This window comes from Pseudomonas sp. LBUM1660, from assembly GCF_059695935.1.
Genome location: NZ_CP166795.1, coordinates 5,433,436 through 5,450,527 on the forward strand (window position 1 = coordinate 5,433,436; position 17,092 = coordinate 5,450,527).

General features: G+C 58.2%; 18 protein-coding genes. 5 read left to right on the plus strand and 13 right to left on the minus strand.

Annotated features, from left to right (window positions below; genetic code table 11):
• Window positions 1–142: 142 nt before the first annotated feature.
• The 5 genes from fkpB to murJ form a co-directional block, all read right to left on the minus strand.
• Complete coding sequence (gene fkpB / locus ACA068_RS25220; RefSeq protein WP_497310664.1) at window positions 143–580, minus strand: FKBP-type peptidyl-prolyl cis-trans isomerase; 438 nt, start codon at window positions 578–580, stop codon at window positions 143–145.
• Window positions 581–587: 7 nt separating this feature from the next.
• Entirely contained in the window at window positions 588–1,100 is a 513-nt protein-coding gene (gene lspA, locus ACA068_RS25225) for a signal peptidase II (protein ID WP_497305565.1), read from the minus strand.
• Window positions 1,093–3,924 (minus strand): isoleucine--tRNA ligase, encoded by a 2,832-nt coding sequence (ileS, locus tag ACA068_RS25230; protein ID WP_497305567.1) that lies wholly within the window; start codon window positions 3,922–3,924, stop codon window positions 1,093–1,095. The genes lspA and ileS overlap by 8 nt, the downstream gene beginning before the upstream one ends.
• Entirely contained in the window at window positions 3,925–4,875 is a 951-nt protein-coding gene (gene ribF / locus ACA068_RS25235; protein ID WP_497305568.1) for a bifunctional riboflavin kinase/FAD synthetase, read from the minus strand.
• Window positions 4,876–5,004: 129 nt separating this feature from the next.
• Window positions 5,005–6,543, minus strand: a complete 1,539-nt coding sequence (gene murJ / locus ACA068_RS25240) for a murein biosynthesis integral membrane protein MurJ (protein ID WP_497305570.1) — start codon at window positions 6,541–6,543, stop codon at window positions 5,005–5,007.
• Between the two features lie 252 nt (window positions 6,544–6,795).
• Here murJ and rpsT point away from each other — a divergent pair, with 252 nt between their 5' ends.
• On the plus strand, window positions 6,796–7,074 hold the full coding sequence (rpsT, locus tag ACA068_RS25245) for a 30S ribosomal protein S20 (protein WP_008154937.1): 279 nt from the start codon (window positions 6,796–6,798) through the stop codon (window positions 7,072–7,074).
• Window positions 7,075–7,197: 123 nt separating this feature from the next.
• On the opposite strand, the gene ACA068_RS25250 is transcribed toward rpsT, so the two are convergent.
• From ACA068_RS25250 to rplU, 5 genes are all read right to left on the minus strand, one after another.
• Entirely contained in the window at window positions 7,198–7,662 is a 465-nt protein-coding gene (locus tag ACA068_RS25250; RefSeq protein WP_403107892.1) for a CreA family protein, read from the minus strand.
• A 12-nt stretch (window positions 7,663–7,674) separates the two neighbouring features.
• Complete coding sequence (proB, locus tag ACA068_RS25255; protein WP_497310665.1) at window positions 7,675–8,793, minus strand: glutamate 5-kinase; 1,119 nt, start codon at window positions 8,791–8,793, stop codon at window positions 7,675–7,677.
• Window positions 8,794–8,981: 188 nt separating this feature from the next.
• Complete coding sequence (cgtA, locus tag ACA068_RS25260) at window positions 8,982–10,205, minus strand: Obg family GTPase CgtA (RefSeq protein WP_497305572.1); 1,224 nt, start codon at window positions 10,203–10,205, stop codon at window positions 8,982–8,984.
• 193 nt (window positions 10,206–10,398) lie between these two features.
• Window positions 10,399–10,674, minus strand: a complete 276-nt coding sequence (gene rpmA / locus ACA068_RS25265; protein WP_003215862.1) for a 50S ribosomal protein L27 — start codon at window positions 10,672–10,674, stop codon at window positions 10,399–10,401.
• 34 nt (window positions 10,675–10,708) lie between these two features.
• Window positions 10,709–11,023, minus strand: coding sequence for a 50S ribosomal protein L21 (rplU, locus tag ACA068_RS25270; RefSeq protein ID WP_003176051.1), 315 nt, complete (start codon window positions 11,021–11,023; stop codon window positions 10,709–10,711).
• A gap of 240 nt (window positions 11,024–11,263) precedes the next feature.
• On the opposite strand from rplU, the gene ACA068_RS25275 reads away from it, so the two are divergent.
• The 3 genes from ACA068_RS25275 (at window position 11,264) to ACA068_RS25285 (ending at window position 13,222) form a co-directional block, all read left to right on the plus strand.
• The gene (locus ACA068_RS25275) at window positions 11,264–12,232 is read left to right on the plus strand and encodes a polyprenyl synthetase family protein (RefSeq protein ID WP_033054288.1); all 969 of its coding nucleotides are present in this window, start codon (window positions 11,264–11,266) and stop codon (window positions 12,230–12,232) included.
• Window positions 12,233–12,416: 184 nt separating this feature from the next.
• Window positions 12,417–12,758 (plus strand): zinc ribbon domain-containing protein YjdM, encoded by a 342-nt coding sequence (locus tag ACA068_RS25280; protein WP_010467527.1) that lies wholly within the window; start codon window positions 12,417–12,419, stop codon window positions 12,756–12,758.
• Window positions 12,759–12,964: 206 nt separating this feature from the next.
• Window positions 12,965–13,222: a PA4570 family protein gene (locus tag ACA068_RS25285; RefSeq protein WP_497305573.1), complete on the plus strand. Its 258-nt coding sequence runs from the start codon at window positions 12,965–12,967 to the stop codon at window positions 13,220–13,222.
• 131 nt (window positions 13,223–13,353) lie between these two features.
• On the opposite strand, the gene bamJ is transcribed toward ACA068_RS25285, so the two are convergent.
• The 3 genes from bamJ to ACA068_RS25300 form a co-directional block, all read right to left on the minus strand.
• Window positions 13,354–13,971, minus strand: coding sequence for a BamJ family beta-barrel-assembly machinery protein (gene bamJ / locus ACA068_RS25290; RefSeq protein ID WP_046048787.1), 618 nt, complete (start codon window positions 13,969–13,971; stop codon window positions 13,354–13,356).
• Between the two features lie 121 nt (window positions 13,972–14,092).
• Window positions 14,093–14,404, minus strand: a complete 312-nt coding sequence (locus ACA068_RS25295) for a DUF6482 family protein (RefSeq protein WP_497305575.1) — start codon at window positions 14,402–14,404, stop codon at window positions 14,093–14,095.
• A 209-nt stretch (window positions 14,405–14,613) separates the two neighbouring features.
• Complete coding sequence (locus ACA068_RS25300; RefSeq protein WP_403102403.1) at window positions 14,614–15,102, minus strand: TIGR00645 family protein; 489 nt, start codon at window positions 15,100–15,102, stop codon at window positions 14,614–14,616.
• 159 nt (window positions 15,103–15,261) lie between these two features.
• Between ACA068_RS25300 and ACA068_RS25305 the strand changes: the two genes are divergently transcribed.
• Window positions 15,262–17,091 (plus strand): hypothetical protein, encoded by a 1,830-nt coding sequence (locus tag ACA068_RS25305; protein ID WP_497305576.1) that lies wholly within the window; start codon window positions 15,262–15,264, stop codon window positions 17,089–17,091.
• Window position 17,092 lies beyond the last annotated feature (1 nt).

The following is a 17,092-nucleotide window of genomic DNA, read 5'->3' on the forward strand; positions in this document are numbered from 1 at the left end:
TTGCGCGCAAGAAATTAGAACATTACATCCCTGTAGGAGCGAAGCTTGCTCTCGAAAGCGGTGTGTCAGTCGACATTGATGTTGAATGTGATGACGCCTTCGCGAGCAAGCTCTGTTCCTACATTGGACCGCACTCGGTCAGTTACAGCGATTTGACGCTGATGATCTCGACGTCAAAGGTCAATGTCTTACCGGCCAGCGGGTGGTTGAAGTCGATGGTCACTTGCTCGTCATCGAATTCCTTCACCACGCCTGGCAGCTCAGTATTGGCCGCATCGTTGAAGATCACCAGCAAACCCGGGGAAAGGTCCATGTCCTTGAACTGCGAACGCGGGATGATCTGCACGTTTTGCGGGTTCGGCTGGCCGAACGCGTTCTCCGGCTGAATCATCAGCGTGCGCTTGTCGCCGGCCTTGAAGCCGAACAGCGCTGCTTCGAAGCCTGGCAACAGGTTGCCATCGCCGACCTGGAAGGTCGCCGGGGCTTTGTCGAAGGTGCTGTCGACGGTGTCGCCGTTCTCCAGGCGCAATGCAAAGTGCAAGGTGACTTCCGTGTTCTGGCGGATGCGTTGCTCAGCCAATACCTGTTCAGTCATGAACGGTTTCTCCGGTCTTTTTGCTTTTGAACATATCCAGCGCAAGCATCACGGCACCGACAGTAATCGCGCTGTCGGCAAAGTTGAACGCCGGGAAATACCAGCGGTTCTGCCAATGCACCAGAATGAAATCGATCACATGGCCCAGGGCGATGCGGTCATACAGATTGCCCAGCGCCCCACCCAGTACCAGCGCCAAAGCGACGGCCAACCAGGTTTCGTTGCGCCCCAGACGCTTGAGCCACACCACCAGCACCGCACTCACTACCACCGCGATCAGGGCAAACAACCAGCGCTGCCAGCCCGAGCTGTCGGCCAGGAAGCTGAACGCCGCGCCGGTGTTGTAGGCCAGGGTCCAGCTGAAATAATCGGGGATCACCACAATTTGCTGGTACATCTTCAACGAGCCTTCGAAGTAAAACTTGCTGGCCTGGTCGATGACCAAGACCAGCAAACTCAACCAGAGCCAGCTCAGCCGCCCAAAGCGGCCAATGGCGTTAAGCATAGTGACGAACCTCGCCCGCGCCGCTGATGTTGTCGACGCAACGACCGCAGATTTCCGGATGCTCCGGGTTCACGCCGACGTCTTCACGGCAGTGCCAGCAACGGGCGCACTTGGCGAAGGCCGACTTGACGATTTTCAGCTTCAGGCCGCTGACTTCGGTGACTACCGCGTCCGCCGGTGCCTGAACAAAAGGCGCCACGCTGGCGGTCGAGGTGATCAGCACGAAGCGCAATTCGTTGCTCAGCTTGGCCAGGTCGGCGCTCAGCGCGTCTTCGGCGAACAGCGTCACTTCGGCTTGCAGGTTGCCACCGACGGCCTTGGCCGCGCGCTGGATTTCCATTTCCTTGTTGACCGCGACCTTCACCGCCATGATCCGCTCCCAATAGGCGCGACCCAGTTCGACGTTGTCCGGCAGTTCGGTCAGGCCTTCGTACCAGGTGTTGAGCATCACCGATTCGTTACGCTCGCCCGGCAGGTATTCCCACAGTTCGTCAGCGGTGAACGCCAGGATCGGCGCGATCCAGCGCACCAGCGCTTCGGAGATGTGGTACAGCGCGGTTTGCGCCGAACGGCGGGCCTTGCTATTGGCGCCAGTGGTGTACTGGCGGTCCTTGATGATGTCGAGGTAGAAACCGCCCAGCTCCTGCACGCAGAAGTTGTGGATCTTGGAGTAGACGTTCCAGAAGCGGTATTCACCGTAATGCTCTTGCAGCTCGCGTTGCAGCAGCAGGGTGCGGTCCACGGCCCAACGGTCCAGGGCGAGCATTTCCTCGGCCGGCAGGATGTCGGTGGCCGGGTTGAAACCGGTCAGGTTGGAGAGCAGGAAACGCGCGGTGTTACGGATGCGCCGGTAGGCGTCCGCACTGCGTTGCAGGATCTGGTCGGAAACCGCCATTTCACCCGAGTAATCGGTAGAAGCCACCCACAGACGCATGATGTCGGCGCCAAGGGTGTCGTTGACCTTTTGCGGCGCGATCACGTTGCCCAGCGACTTGGACATCTTGCGGCCCGACTCATCTACGGTGAAACCGTGGGTCAGCAGCTCGCGGTACGGCGCGTGGTTGTCGATGGCGCAACCGGTCAGCAACGACGAGTGGAACCAGCCGCGGTGTTGGTCCGAGCCTTCCAGGTACAGGTCGGCACGCGGGCCGGTCTCGTGGCCCATTGGGTGCGAACCACGCAGGACGTGCCAGTGCGTGGTGCCCGAATCGAACCAGACGTCCAGGGTATCGCTGATCTTGTCGTACAGCGGCGCCTCGTCACCCAGCAGTTCGGCAGCGTCCATCTTGAACCAGGCTTCGATGCCTTCGACTTCGACGCGCTTGGCGACTTCTTCCATCAGCTCGGCGGTACGCGGGTGCAGCTCGCCGCTTTCCTTGTTCAGGAAGAACGGGATCGGCACGCCCCAGTTGCGCTGACGCGAGATGCACCAGTCCGGACGGTTGGCGATCATCGAGTGAAGGCGCGCCTGACCCCAGGCCGGGACGAACTGAGTTTCTTCGATGGCTTTAAGTGCGCGCTTGCGCAGGGTGTCGCCGCTGACAGGCTCTTTGTCCATGCCGATGAACCACTGCGCGGTGGCGCGGTAGATCAGCGGGGTCTTGTGGCGCCAGCAGTGCATGTAGCTGTGTTCGATGATGGTGGTGTGCAGCAGCGCACCGACTTCTGTAAGTTTGTCGACGATGGCCGGGTTGGCTTTCCAGATGAACTGGCCGCCAAAAAACTCCAGCGATGTCACGTAAACGCCGTTGCTCTGTACCGGGTTGAGGATGTCGTCGTTGACCATGCCGTATTTCTTGCAGGTCACGAAGTCGTCCACGCCGTAGGCCGGGGCAGAGTGAACCACGCCGGTGCCAGCGCCCAGTTCAACGTAGTCGGCCAGGTAAACCGGCGACAGGCGATCGTAGAACGGGTGACGGAAGTTGATCAGCTCCAGCTCTTTACCGGTGGTGGTCGCGATGACCGAGCCTTCCAGGCTGTAACGGGCCAGACACGACTCGACCAGCTCTTCAGCCAGCACCAGCAGTTTGTCACCGACGTCGACCAGGGCGTAGTTGAATTCCGGGTGAACGTTCAGCGCCTGGTTGGCCGGGATGGTCCACGGGGTGGTGGTCCAGATCACGATCGAGGCAGGCTTGGCCAGGGACGCCAGACCGAAAGCGGCAGCCAGTTTGGCTTCGTCGGCAATCGGGAAGGCCACGTCGATGGTCGAGGACTTTTTGTTTTCGTACTCGACTTCCGCTTCAGCCAGGGCCGAACCGCAGTCAAAGCACCAGTTCACAGGCTTCAGGCCCTTGAACACGAAACCGCCCTTGACGATTTCGGCGAGTGCACGGATTTCACCGGCCTCGTTCTTGAAGTCCATGGTCTTGTAAGGGTTGGCGAAGTCGCCCAACACGCCCAGACGGATGAATTCGGATTTCTGACCTTCGATCTGCTCGGTGGCGTAGGCACGGCACAGTTCGCGGGTCTTGTCTGCGCCCAGGTTCTTGCCGTGGGTCACTTCGACTTTGTGTTCGATCGGCAGGCCGTGGCAATCCCAGCCTGGAACATAAGGCGCGTCGAAACCCGACAGGGTTTTCGAGCGGATGATCATGTCCTTGAGAATCTTGTTCAGCGCATGACCGATGTGAATCGTGCCGTTGGCGTAAGGAGGACCGTCGTGCAGGACGAACTTCGGACGATCCTTGCCAATCTCGCGCAACTTACCGTACAGGCCAATGCTGTCCCAGCGCTGCAGAATCTGCGGTTCGCGCTGAGGCAGGCCGGCCTTCATTGGGAAGGCGGTGTCCGGAAGGTTTAGCGTGGCTTTATAGTCGGTCATTTAAGGCTCTTCATTAGCGATTGGCGCTAGGTGCGACAGGGCACGGGCGGCGGCGACATCCGCATTGATCGCCGTCTTAAGCGCCTCCAGAGAGGCAAAACGCTGCTCTTCACGCAGCTTGTGGTGGAAAACCACCGTCAAACGCCGGTCATACAGATCGCCGGCAAAATCTAAAAGGTGCACTTCGAGGTGGGCTTTGCCATCACCTTGAACGGTTGGCCGCACGCCGATATTGGCGACGCCTGGCCAGGTCTTGCCGTCGATGTCGACATTGACCAGGTAAACCCCGGACAACGGCACGCGACGACGCTTGAGTTGAATATTGGCAGTTGGCGTGCCGAGCTGGCGCGCCAGCTTCTGGCCATGCAGGACGCGCCCGGTAATTTGGAACGGCCGACCGAGCAAGCGTTCAGCCAAGGCAAAATCAGCAGCGGCCAATGCATTTCGCACCTGGGTGCTGCTGACGCGGATACCGTCCAGTTCAACGGTTTGCGCCGCTTCGACGGTAAAGCCCTGGAGGATGCCGGCCTGTTGCAGGAAATTGAAATCCCCGACCCGGTCGCAGCCGAAACGGAAGTCGTCGCCGACCTCCAGATGCTGCACGCCCAGGCCATCGACCAGAATCGTATCGACGAATTCGGCGGCACTCAGTTTGCTCAGACGCTGGTTGAAAGGCAGGCACAGGACCCGGTCGACACCCTCGTCGGCCAGCAGCTGCAGTTTGTCCCGCAGCCGGGCCAGGCGGGCCGGGGCCGTGTCGGGGGCAAAGAACTCCCGCGGCTGTGGCTCGAAAATCACCACGCAGCTGGGCACGCCCAACTCGAGCGCACGTTCACGCAGCCTGACCAGGATAGCCTGGTGACCACGGTGAACACCGTCAAAGTTGCCAATAGTGGCGACACAGCCCCGATGCTGGGGGCGCAGATTGTGGAGGCCTCGGACCAGCTGCATAACGCGCTTCTTGCTCATAAAGTGGTCGATTATAACCACACCCGGCGGCCGACGACAGGCAACACCGTAACCCAAAGTGATCGAGCCGACAAAACCGCCGGCCCGCCCGTGTTTATCGAGGCAAGCGCCTCAGCTCAACGCCTTGCGATTGAAGTCACGCAAACGAAAGCCCATCAACAGCAACATGCCGAAATAAGCGACCACACCGGCCACCACCAATGCGCCCAGACGCAGAAAACGCTCCAGCATATGCCCCTGATCCCAGGCCGGCATAAAGTGCATGCCGGCGAGCAACACGCCGGACATGACCAGCACGGCAATCACCAGCTTGAGCCCAAACTTGCCCCAGCCCGGTTGCGGTTGATACATCTGCTGTTTGCGCAACTGATAGAACAGCAGCCCGGCGTTGATGCAGGCACCGATGCTGATGGCCAGCGCCAGGCCGGCATGCGCAAACGGACCAATCAACACCAGGTTGAACAATTGCGTGACGATCAGGGTGAAAATCGCGATTTTTACCGGGGTGCGGATGTTTTGTTGCGCATAAAAGCCGGGCGCCAGTACTTTGATCACGATAATCCCGAGCAAACCGACCGAATAAGCGATCAGCGCCCGTTGAGTCATGGACGCATCAAACGCGCTGAACTGACCGTACTGGAACAGCGAAACCGTCAGCGGCTCGGCCAGAATCCCCAAGGCCAGGGAGCACGGCAACACCAGCATGAAGCACAGGCGCAGCCCCCAATCGAGGATTCGCGAGTATTCGTGACGATCCTTGCTGGCGTAGGTCTTGGCCAGCGTCGGCAACAGAATGGTGCCCAACGCCACACCCAGCACGCCGGACGGCAATTCCATCAGGCGGTCGGCGTAATACATCCATGACACCGAACCAGCCACCAGAAAGGAAGCGAAAATCGTGTTGATGATCAGGGAAATCTGGCTGACCGAAACCCCGAGGATTGCCGGCAACATTTGCTTCAACACCCGCCAGACGCCGCTATCGCGCAGGTTCAGGCGAGGGAGTACCAGCATGCCGATCTTTTTCAGGTGCGGTAGTTGATAGAGCAATTGCGCCAGGCCACCGACCAGTACCGCCCAGCCCAGTGCCATAACCGGCGGGTCGAAGTACGGCGTCAGGAACACCGAAAAGACAATCATGCTGACGTTAAGCAGGGTCGGCACGAAGGCCGGCACCGAAAAACGGTTGTACGTATTGAGGATCGCCCCGGCCAGGGAAGACAGGGAAATCAATAATATGTAGGGAAAGGTCACTCTCAGCAGGCTGGTAGTCAGCTCGAACTTCTCCGGCGTATCGGTGAAACCCGGCGCCGTGGCCCAGATCACCCAAGGCGCGGCGATCATCCCCAGCGCCGTCACCAATGCCAGCACCAATGTCAGCAGGCCCGATACGTAGGCTACAAATGTTCGCGTCGCTTCCTCGCCTTGCTGGTTTTTATATTCGGCAAGAATCGGCACGAAAGCTTGAGAGAAAGCCCCTTCGGCGAAGATCCGCCGCAGCAGATTGGGCAGTTTGAAGGCGATAAAGAAGGCGTCCGTCGCCATCCCAGCACCAAATGTACGTGCGATGAGGGTGTCACGAACGAACCCCAGAATCCGGGAAAGCATCGTGATAGAGCTGACGGCGGCCAACGATTTGAGCAGATTCATTGAAAGAGTTTGTGCCTGTCGATAAACAGCAGGCGAACAAAGCGCCTACTTATGCGATACTCCGCGCCGCAGCAGCACAGAGCCAAAGCTCGCGAGTTTACAGGTCAAGCGCCGGAAATAAATATCCCGCCTCTTTATACCTACCACTTAGCGGAACGTCTCAACCGCCCTTGACAAGACATCAACTCATCGGCATGATTCGCGGCCTATTTTGTTTGCTATTTCCTAAAAAGTCTTTCGAGGAGCTCGACGGTGGCCAACACACCTTCCGCCAAAAAACGTGCAAAACAGGCTGAGAAGCGTCGCAGCCACAACGCCAGCCTGCGTTCCATGGTTCGTACCTACATCAAGAATGTAGTTAAGGCCATCGACGCAAAAGACGCTGAAAAAGCTCAAGCAGCTTACGTTCTGGCTGTGCCAGTTATCGACCGCATGGCCGATAAAGGCATCATCCACAAGAACAAGGCAGCTCGTCATAAGAGCCGCCTGAACGGTCACGTCAAGGCTCTGAACCTTGCTGTTGCCGCATAAGCGATAAGCTTGTTGAAAAACCGACCCTAGGGTCGGTTTTTTATTGCCTGCGATTTGGCAAAAACAACGCAAAAAAAATGTGGGAACGAGCAGGCTCACTCCCACATTTCGATTTGCGTCAGTTTACTGGGCGTGCGTCCACGGCAGGATCGGGATCGCCGTCACCGCATTCTGCGGACTGCCTTCGATCAAGCGATCGCTGTAGACCAGGTACACCAGCGTATTGCGCTTCTTGTCGAGAAAGCGCACCACCTGCATCGTCTTGAATACCAGCGATGTGCGCTCCTTGAACACCTCTTCGCCATCCTTCAGCTCGCCCTTGAAGTTGATCGGCCCAACCTGGCGACAAGCAAGAGAGGCTTCAGCGCGATCTTCAGCCAGACCCAAGCCGCCCTTCACGCCGCCAGTCTTGGCTCGCGAAAGATAGCAAGTCACACCCTCAACCTTCGGATCATCAAACGCCTCGACGACGATACGGTCGTTCGGGCCGACGAACTTGAACACCGTCGACACCTGGCCAATCTCCTCGGCCGAGGCCAGCAGCGGCATTGCCAACAGCAGACCCAACAATCCTTTTGCCACACGCATTCAAATATTCCTTCAGACCAGAATCAAGTTATCGCGGTGAACCAGTTCCGGCTCCGCCATGTAACCCAACAGACCGACAATCGCCTCAGACGACTGACCGATGATTTTTTGTGCTTCCAGCGCGCTGTAGTTGGCCAGGCCACGGGCAATTTCACGACCGTCCGGCGCCACGCACACCACCATTTCACCGCGCCGAAAACTGCCCTGGACCAGTTTGACGCCAACCGGCAGCAAACTTTTGTTGCCCTGGGACAGCGCCGTCACCGCACCCGCATCCAGCACCAGCGTGCCACGGGTTTGCAGGTGACCCGCCAGCCATTGCTTGCGCGCCGCCAGCATTCCGCGCTCAGGTGACAACAGGGTGCCGATGCGCTCGCCAGCCTTCAGACGATCCAGCACGCGCTCAATGCGCCCGCCGACGATGATGGTGTGCGCACCGGAACGCGCCGCCAGACGTGCGGCACGCAACTTGGTCTGCATGCCGCCACGACCCAATGCACCACCGGTACCGCCAGCGACGGCATCAAGCGCCGGATCATCAGCGCGCGCTTCGTAAATCAGGTTTGCGTCGGGGTTGCTGCGCGGATCGGCGTCGAACATGCCGTCGCGATCGGTAAGGATCACCAGCAAGTCAGCCTCCACCAGGTTAGCCACCAGCGCCGCCAGGGTGTCGTTGTCGCCGAACCGGATCTCGTCGGTGACCACGGTGTCGTTTTCGTTGATCACCGGGATCACTTTCAGCTCGACCAACGCACGCAGGGTGCTGCGGGCGTTCAGGTAGCGCTTGCGGTCAGACAAGTCATCGTGAGTCAGGAGAATCTGCGCAGTATGCCGGCCATGCTCGGCAAAGCTCGACTCCCAGGCCTGCACCAGACCCATCTGACCGATGGCGGCAGCGGCCTGCAGCTCGTGCATTGCACTGGGTCGCACGCTCCAGCCCAGACGACTCATCCCCGCCGCTACCGCCCCGGAGGACACCAGCACCAGTTCGACGCCAGCCTCATGCAAAGCCACCATCTGCTCGACCCAGACACTCATTGCCGCGCGATCCAGGCCCTTGCCGTCAGCCGTCAGCAAAGCGCTGCCGATCTTCACGACCCAACGCTGCGCACCTGTCACCTTGCTCCGCATCATCTTCAACCTTAGCTTGAGGGCAGCGCGACCCAGCGCCGCCCGTAACGTTATTCGTGACTACCGATTTCCAGATACTAAAACGCCGCTCGATTGAGCGGCGCCTTAGAGAGCTGGCGTGCCAGCGATGATAACACCGCGATCAGACAGATAAACCGCCATCGCGGGCAAGCCTCGCTCCTACCGAATCAGTCACGCACGTAAATGATTTCCGGACCGTCTTCGTCATCCACATCTTCTTCGTCCCAATCATCGTCGCCGATGTCATGGACCGACTTCACGCCGCTGCGACGCAGGGCACGCTGATCATCCAGCGCCTGCAACTGGGCACGGGCTTCGTCTTCGATGCGCTGATCGAGTTCGGTCAGCTCTTCCTTGTAAGCCGGGTCGTTAGCCAGACGGTCAGCACGGTCTTCCATGTAACGCATGATGTCGTGACACAGACGCTCGGTGCCCAGCTTGGAGATGGCGGAGATCACGTAGACCGGACCGGTCCATTCCAGGCGATCAACGATTTCCTTGACGCGAGCGTCATGCTCTTCTTCAAGGATCTGGTCGCACTTGTTCAGCACCAACCAGCGATCACGCTCAGCCAGGGACGGGCTGAATTTGGTCAGCTCACTGACAATCACTTCAGCAGCATCCGGGGCGCTGGCGTCATCCAGCGGCGCCATGTCCACGAGGTGCAGCAGCAAACGGGTACGCGACAAGTGCTTGAGGAAGCGAATCCCCAGGCCCGCGCCATCGGAAGCACCCTCGATCAGACCCGGAATGTCCGCGACCACGAAGCTCTTCCAGCGATCGACGCTGACCACACCCAGGTTCGGCACCAGCGTGGTGAACGGGTAGTCGGCAACTTTCGGCTTGGCGGCCGATACGGAGCGAATGAAGGTACTTTTACCGGCGTTCGGCAAGCCCAGCAGGCCGACGTCAGCCAATACTTTCATTTCCAGCTTGAGATCACGCGCCTCACCCGGTTTACCCGGTGTGGTCTGGCGCGGAGCACGGTTGGTACTGGATTTGAAACGGGTGTTGCCCAGACCGTGCCAGCCGCCGTGAGCCACCAGGAGTTTCTGGCCAGCCTTGGTCAGGTCGCCGATCACTTCCTGAGTCGCGGAATCGATGACGGTGGTGCCGACCGGAACACGCAGCACCAGTTCTTCACCTTTCTTGCCGGTGCAGTCTGTGCTGCCGCCGTTGGAGCCGCGCTCGGCATCGAAGTGCCGGGTGTAACGGTAGTCCACCAGGGTGTTGAGGTTTTCGTCGGCGATCATGTAGACCGAGCCGCCATCACCACCATCACCGCCGTTCGGGCCACCGTTTTCAATGAATTTCTCGCGACGGAAGCTCATGCAACCGTTGCCGCCGTCACCGGCCTTTACTCGAATCGATACTTCGTCAACAAACTTCATAACAAAACGCCTCTCGTCATACGGACGAGCCGAAAAAATCTAGACATAAGACTCTTGCAAAAATGAGCGCAGCGACCTCAATCAACGACCGCAAATCCAGCGCTGGAGCCCATCACAGACAGCTTTGCAAGAGACTCACCCCACAAACGAAAAAGCCCCGTCGCGAGACAGGGCTTTTCCAGCAACTACGCAATTATGCCGCGACGACTTCAGTCTTCGGGACAATGCTCACGTAACGGCGGTTGAAAGCGCCTTTTACTTCGAACTTGATCACGCCGTCGATTTTAGCGAACAGAGTGTGATCTTTACCCATGCCAACACCGTAACCGGCGTGGAATTGGGTGCCGCGCTGACGCACGATGATGTTGCCCGGAATGATAACCTGGCCGCCATACATCTTCACGCCAAGGCGTTTGGCTTCTGAGTCGCGACCGTTACGGGTACTACCACCAGCTTTTTTGTGTGCCATGAGTCAATTCTCCTAGTGAGGAATTAGGCTGAAATTAAGCCTGAATACCGGTGATTTTGATCTCGGTGTACCACTGGCGGTGGCCCATACGCTTCATGTGGTGCTTACGACGACGGAACTTGATGATGCGGACTTTATCGTGACGACCTTGGGAGATCACTTCAGCCACAACGGTAGCGCCAGCAACAACTGGAGCGCCGATGTTCACGTCATCGCCATTGGCGACCAACAGAACGCGATCAAAAGTAACGGATTCGCCGGTAGCGATTTCCAGTTTTTCGATCTTCAGGTATTCACCTGGGGCGACCTTGTATTGCTTGCCACCAGTAACAATTACTGCGTACGACATGGTATTTCTCCGATAATCCTGCTCACCCAGCTCTTTATAAGAAGAGGTATTGGCTGGCATGGCTGCATAAGGCTGGAAGGCCTGTTTGCAATTGCGTAAGGCAGGTGCTGCCCAGGAAGTTCAGGGTGCGCGATTGTACGCAAGCTGCCGGGGCGATGCAAGGGGCCGTCCATCGTACCTTGACACCCGCCGACGTGGGTCCTAGCATGCCGCGCAACCCTTCTGGAGCAACTGTCGCTGATGCAACCCCAAGCTTTCTACCGCGCGGTGGCGGACGATTTTAGCGCCGTCGACGGCATCATCAAGAAGCAGCTGACTTCCCGAGTGCCGCTGGTATCGAAAATCGGCGATTACATTACCTCGGCTGGCGGTAAACGCCTGCGTCCTCTATTAGTGTTGCTGTGTGGCAAGGCCCTGGGCCGCGAAGGCGATGACCTGCGCCTGCTGGCCGCGACCATCGAGTTCCTGCACACCGCCACCCTGCTGCACGACGACGTGGTCGACATGTCCGGCATGCGCCGTGGCCGCTCGACCGCCAACGCTATGTGGGGCAACGCGCCAAGCGTGCTGGTGGGCGACTTCCTGTATTCGCGTTCCTTCGAAATGATGGTCGAACTGGGCTCCATGCCGGTGATGAAAATCCTTTCGCAAGCCACGCGAATCATTGCCGAAGGCGAAGTGCTGCAGCTGTCGAAGGTCCGCGACGCCAGCACCACCGAAGAAACCTACATGGAAGTCATCCGCGGCAAGACCGCGATGCTCTTCGAAGCGTCGACCCACAGTGCTGCAGCACTCTGCGAAGCTACATCGGAACAGTCAGAAGCCCTGCGTACATTCGGCGATCATCTGGGCGTGGCGTTCCAATTGGTCGACGACTTGCTGGACTACAAAGGCGACGCCGAAACCCTGGGCAAGAACGTCGGTGACGATCTGGCTGAAGGCAAACCGACCCTGCCGCTGATCTACACCATGCGCGAAGGTACGCCGGAGCAAGCTGCACTGGTGCGCAAGGCGATCCAGAAAGGCGGTATCGAAGACCTGGAAAGCATCCGCGAAGCGGTAGAAGCTTCCGGCTCGCTGGATTACACCGCGCAACTGGCCCGTGATTACGTGGCCCGAGCGATCAAATGCCTCGATGCGCTGCCAGCCAGCGAATACCGCGATGCATTGGTTGAGTTGAGTGAGTTTGCGGTCGCCCGCACGCACTAAAAGCAAATCCCATGTGGGAGCGGGCTTGCTCGCGAAGGCTGACTAACATTCAACATTGATGTCGACTGTTACTCCGCCTTCGCGGGCAAGCCCGCTCCCACAGGTCATTTAGCGCCCCGCCCCTCTCCCGCCTAAAACCCTATACAATGTGCGCTTTTAGCGATCCTGAACCCAAGGAGCTTTAGTGAGCACGTTGCCACCCTGCCCAAAATGCAATTCCGAATACACCTATGAAGACGGCGCTCAGCTGATCTGCCCCGAGTGCGCCCACGAGTGGTCCGCCAGCGGCGAAGCCGAAGCGGCGTCCGATGACACCGTGAAAAAGGATTCGGTGGGCAACGTCCTGCAGGACGGCGATACCATCACCGTGATCAAGGACCTGAAGGTCAAAGGCACGTCGCTGGTGGTCAAGGTCGGCACCAAGGTCAAGAACATCCGCCTGTGCGATGGTGATCACGACATCGACTGCAAGATCGACGGCATCGGCCCGATGAAGCTCAAATCCGAGTTCGTCAGAAAAGTCTGATTCTGTTGCCTTCCATCCCGCGCCCTGCGTGGGATGGTGCTTCACCCTCCCCCGCTGCACCCAGCCATTCCTCGCAGTAGCCAAACGCCAGCCGTATTGACCTTACGCAATCTTCACCCGGAAAAAATCACAAACTGCCAATAGGTCCTTGCTATTTGATGAATAAGAATTATTCTCATTGAAACCCATCAATGGAGATGAGACCCATGACTTATTTGATCGATGCCTGGCTGGACCGCCCACACCCGTACCTCAGGATCCTGCATCGGGAAACCGGGGAAGTCTGTGCGGTGCTTGAAGAAGAAGCCTTGAACGAGCTGCAGGATCAGGGTGATCTGGACGTCAACGGCTTGAGTTCCAGCGAGCCGGTGGTGCTCAAGGAACTGGTGCGCAATCTGTTTCTGTTCTGCTACGCCCGGGCGTTGCGCCCGTCGAGTGAGCTGCACCACAAGATTGAAGTATGAGTAACACTACAAACCCCGTAGGAGCGAGGCTTGCCCGCGAACCTGACAACTCGGTTCCGACTTGAAACCGAGGTGATGCATTCGCGAGCAAGTCGGATCGCCGCACCGTTCGCTCCTACAGGATCAAGAGCTTACAGAACGTCGAGCAGTTCGACGTCGAATACCAGAACGCTGTGCGGCGGAATGCTGCCAACGCCTTGAGCGCCGTAAGCCAGTTCGCTCGGCACGTACAGACGCCATTTGCTGCCGGCGTTCATCAGTTGCAGGGCTTCGGTCCAGCCAGCGATCACGCCGCCGACCGGGAATTCTGCAGGCTGACCACGATCGTAGGAACTGTCGAACACAGTGCCGTCGATCAGGGTGCCGTGGTAGTGAGTGCGCACTTGATCTTCACGGGTTGGCTTGGCGCCTTCACCTTGAGTCAGCACTTCAAATTGCAGGCCGGAAGCCAAGGTAGTGATGCCGTCACGCTTGGCGTTTTCAGCCAGGAAAGCCAGGCCTTCGCCTGCGGCCGCTTCAGCTTTTGCAGCGGCTTCGGCTTGCATGATTTCGCGAATAACCTTGAAGCTCGCGGACATTTCTTCCTGACCTACACGGCTTTCCTTACCGGCGAATGCGTCAGTCAGGCCAGCCAGGATCGCGTCCAGGCTGACGCCCGGTGGCGGGTTGTCGCGCAGTTGGTCGCCCAGCTGACGGCCAATACCGTAGCTGACGCGGGTTTCGTCGGTGGACAGATTTACTTCGGACATAACACTGCTCCGCTGTGCGGACGGCCTGGGAACTTGCCGTGCGTGCACAGCGCGTCCCGGAGCGCCCGGAACCAAAAGGGCCAGCAGACTAGCACAGATGCCGTTGCGTTGATGAGCGCTGTCAGTGGTGCCAGGCAGAACGGAAGGCAATCGGAACTTTCAGGCTTTCCTCTGCACCGGAACCAAGCCCGCACATCTCGTCATGAACAGAAGTGTGTACGAGGTTGAATGCCAAGGAGGGAAAGTCGTGAAGCACTTCGCGCGCATGCTCGACCGAACGCAGGTGAAACATTTCGCCGCGGGCATCACTCAAGGGATACGCCGCGCCGTGCATGCGCGCCTCCAGCAGATAGATCCCGCCTTCCATGGAGATCAGGTTCAGCTCATCGATTTTCCCGGCGATGGCATAAGCGCGCAACTCAACGAAGTTCATGAAGGCACCTCATACAGTGTCAAGCCAATATCAATACATGCATAGGCCTCGCCACCTCAAAGTACAAGCCACAAACGACACCGCCCGTCTGTTTGCGCCTGACTGTAGGAGCGAGGCTTGCCCGCGAAGGCGGTGTGACGGGCAACATCTATATCGACTGACACGGCCCCTTCGCGGGCAAGCCTCGCGCCTACAGGGTTCTGTGCGAATCAGTGCTTGGTGAGTTTGTCCAGGTAACCCATGGCAAACGCCGACACGACGAACGTCATGTGAATGATCACGTACCACTTCAGATGCTCCGGATCGACGTTCTTGGCGTCCATGAAAACCCGCAGCAGGTGGATCGACGAAATCGCCACGATGGAGGCCGCCACTTTCATCTTCAGCGAAGACGAATCCATGGTGCCCAGCCAGTTGAGCTTTTCCTTATCGTCGTCGATGTCCAGTTGGGAAACGAAGTTCTCGTAACCGGAAATCATCACCATCACCAGCAAACCACCCACCAGCGCCATGTCGATCAGCGACAGCAGTACCAGGATCAAGTCCGACTCGGCCATCGAGAACACGTTAGGGATGACGTGGAAAACTTCCTGGAAGAATTTCAGCGCCAGCGCCAGTAGCCCAAGGGACAGACCGAAGTAGATTGGTGCCAGCAGCCAGCGAGAGGCGTACATTGCATTTTCGATAAAGCGTTCCATTGAATCTCACACGTGGGCTGGAAATGGCCGCGAGTATAACAGCCCCCCGTGACAGCCAGAAACCGTCGGGAAATCCGCAACCTGCGCGGGTGTCACAAAGTTTTTCTGCTAGTGTCCAGACTATTGACCGCTCAGCGACATCGGACAGGAAGACTGGAAATGGATGTGCGATTGCCAATAACGAGTGCCGGCATTTGCCTGGCTCTGCTGCTGGGCGGCTGCTCACCCAGCGATGAGAAGCGCCAGACCAGCCTCGAGGAAAAGACCGCGCAGTTCGAGAAGTCTCTGGATGCGATTGAGGATCCGAAGCTCAAGGATGCCGTGGCCGAACTCGGCGGTTCGCTGCTGTTGCTCGAGCGTGCGCAACTCAAGCTCGACAGCAAACCCGTGGTAACCGAATACGGCGAAGACGCCCTTGCCGTGCTCAAGCACTACCCCACGCCTCAAGCTTTGGTCGACACCTACATCAACGGTCTGTTCGTGCTGCACAAGGATTCCAGCTCCGACTACCTGACCGACCTGCAACCGGTGTTCCCCTTCAATTTCAACATTCCGGCTGCGTTTCTCTTTCCCCATGGACTGGAATGGCAATCGGTGACCCTGAGCAACAAGCGCGTCATCGCGTTCCAGCCGGAATGGTCGGAAACCGATCCCGGCATTCAGCTGAGCCCGTCGAGTTCCAACCTGACCAACCCGGATGATCTGACGGTGACCTATCCGTTCATCGACGGCCTGGACATGGACAACAAGAACCAGCCCCAACCGGTGAGCTTGCAAGGCAAGGTCGAGGTCATCGCCCCGCGCCGGCTCTACACCTTCGACCTGACGAAAAAAGACGTTGGCCAGACCCGAACCAACGACAACCTCAGCGTCACCTTGCTGAAACTTGGCAACAACTACGCCGAAATCGAATTCAACAACAGCGCGCCACTGGCCCCCGAAGTCAGCGAAACACCGTTGAACCCGCTGATCGTCCAGGCCAAGGACACCACAGGGCAATTCCTCTCGCGTTCAGGTTCGATCAATGAAACCGCCGCGCAAATCGCCTTCTATCAAAAACAACTGGCGAACATTCAGCAGCAGAAGGCCTGGAGCGAGGCCTTCGAAAAGCAGATCGATGAAGAACAGCGCACCTTCGAGGACCAGCAAAAAAATCATTACACCAAAGTGTATTTCAACGGCCCGGTCGAAACCGTTGAAGTGAGCGTGCTGGATTTCTCGGCCGCCACGGTGACCCGCAAGGATCTGAACCTGCCGGTGCGCCGCTTCGACTCACACACCACGGAAAAAACCATCCAGCCACTGACCTTGCCGGTGGTGGTGTATGACGATCAGGCTCCGACCTGGCTCAAGGGCGCGACATTGAGTGAGGAGCAGCTGAAGAAGGGCGTCATCGTCAGTCAGTCGGTGGATGACCCCAGCGCCGCACGCATTGAGTTCGACCACCTCAGAAGCTTCAATGACGAACTGCTCGGCACATCGTTCAGCCCTGGCGATAGCCCGGTCACGTTCTTTACGGAGGATGGCAGCGGCAAACGCGATGAGCCGATCGAGCTGCCGACTGAGGCTTACGAGGTCGATCCACTACGTGGCGCCATCACCTATGACTTGAACCTGTTTCCTGAAACACCAGCCTATGCCGTGGGCTCCATGCCGCTGTTTCTGGCGACGGTGGCCAAACAGACGCTCGACGCCCATCCATTGCCCAAGGGTCTGGAACTCAAAGGCAATGCGCTGGTGGTTGATTTGAAGTTGTTTCCTGCTCAGGACTGGCGATTTTTCGCCAAAGACGATTCTGGAAACTACCTGAAAGAGATACTTTCGGTCACACACGACACAAGTGCAGAAGGCCCGGCGCTCTTTGCCGTGCATTACTTCTATGGCCAGCCAACACGTCTGGAAACCTATCAGCGAACCGACCTCACCACGGTGCAATACGGTTTCGAGGTAAAACTGGCCAAGGCGGACCTGACCCACCTTGATCAATAGC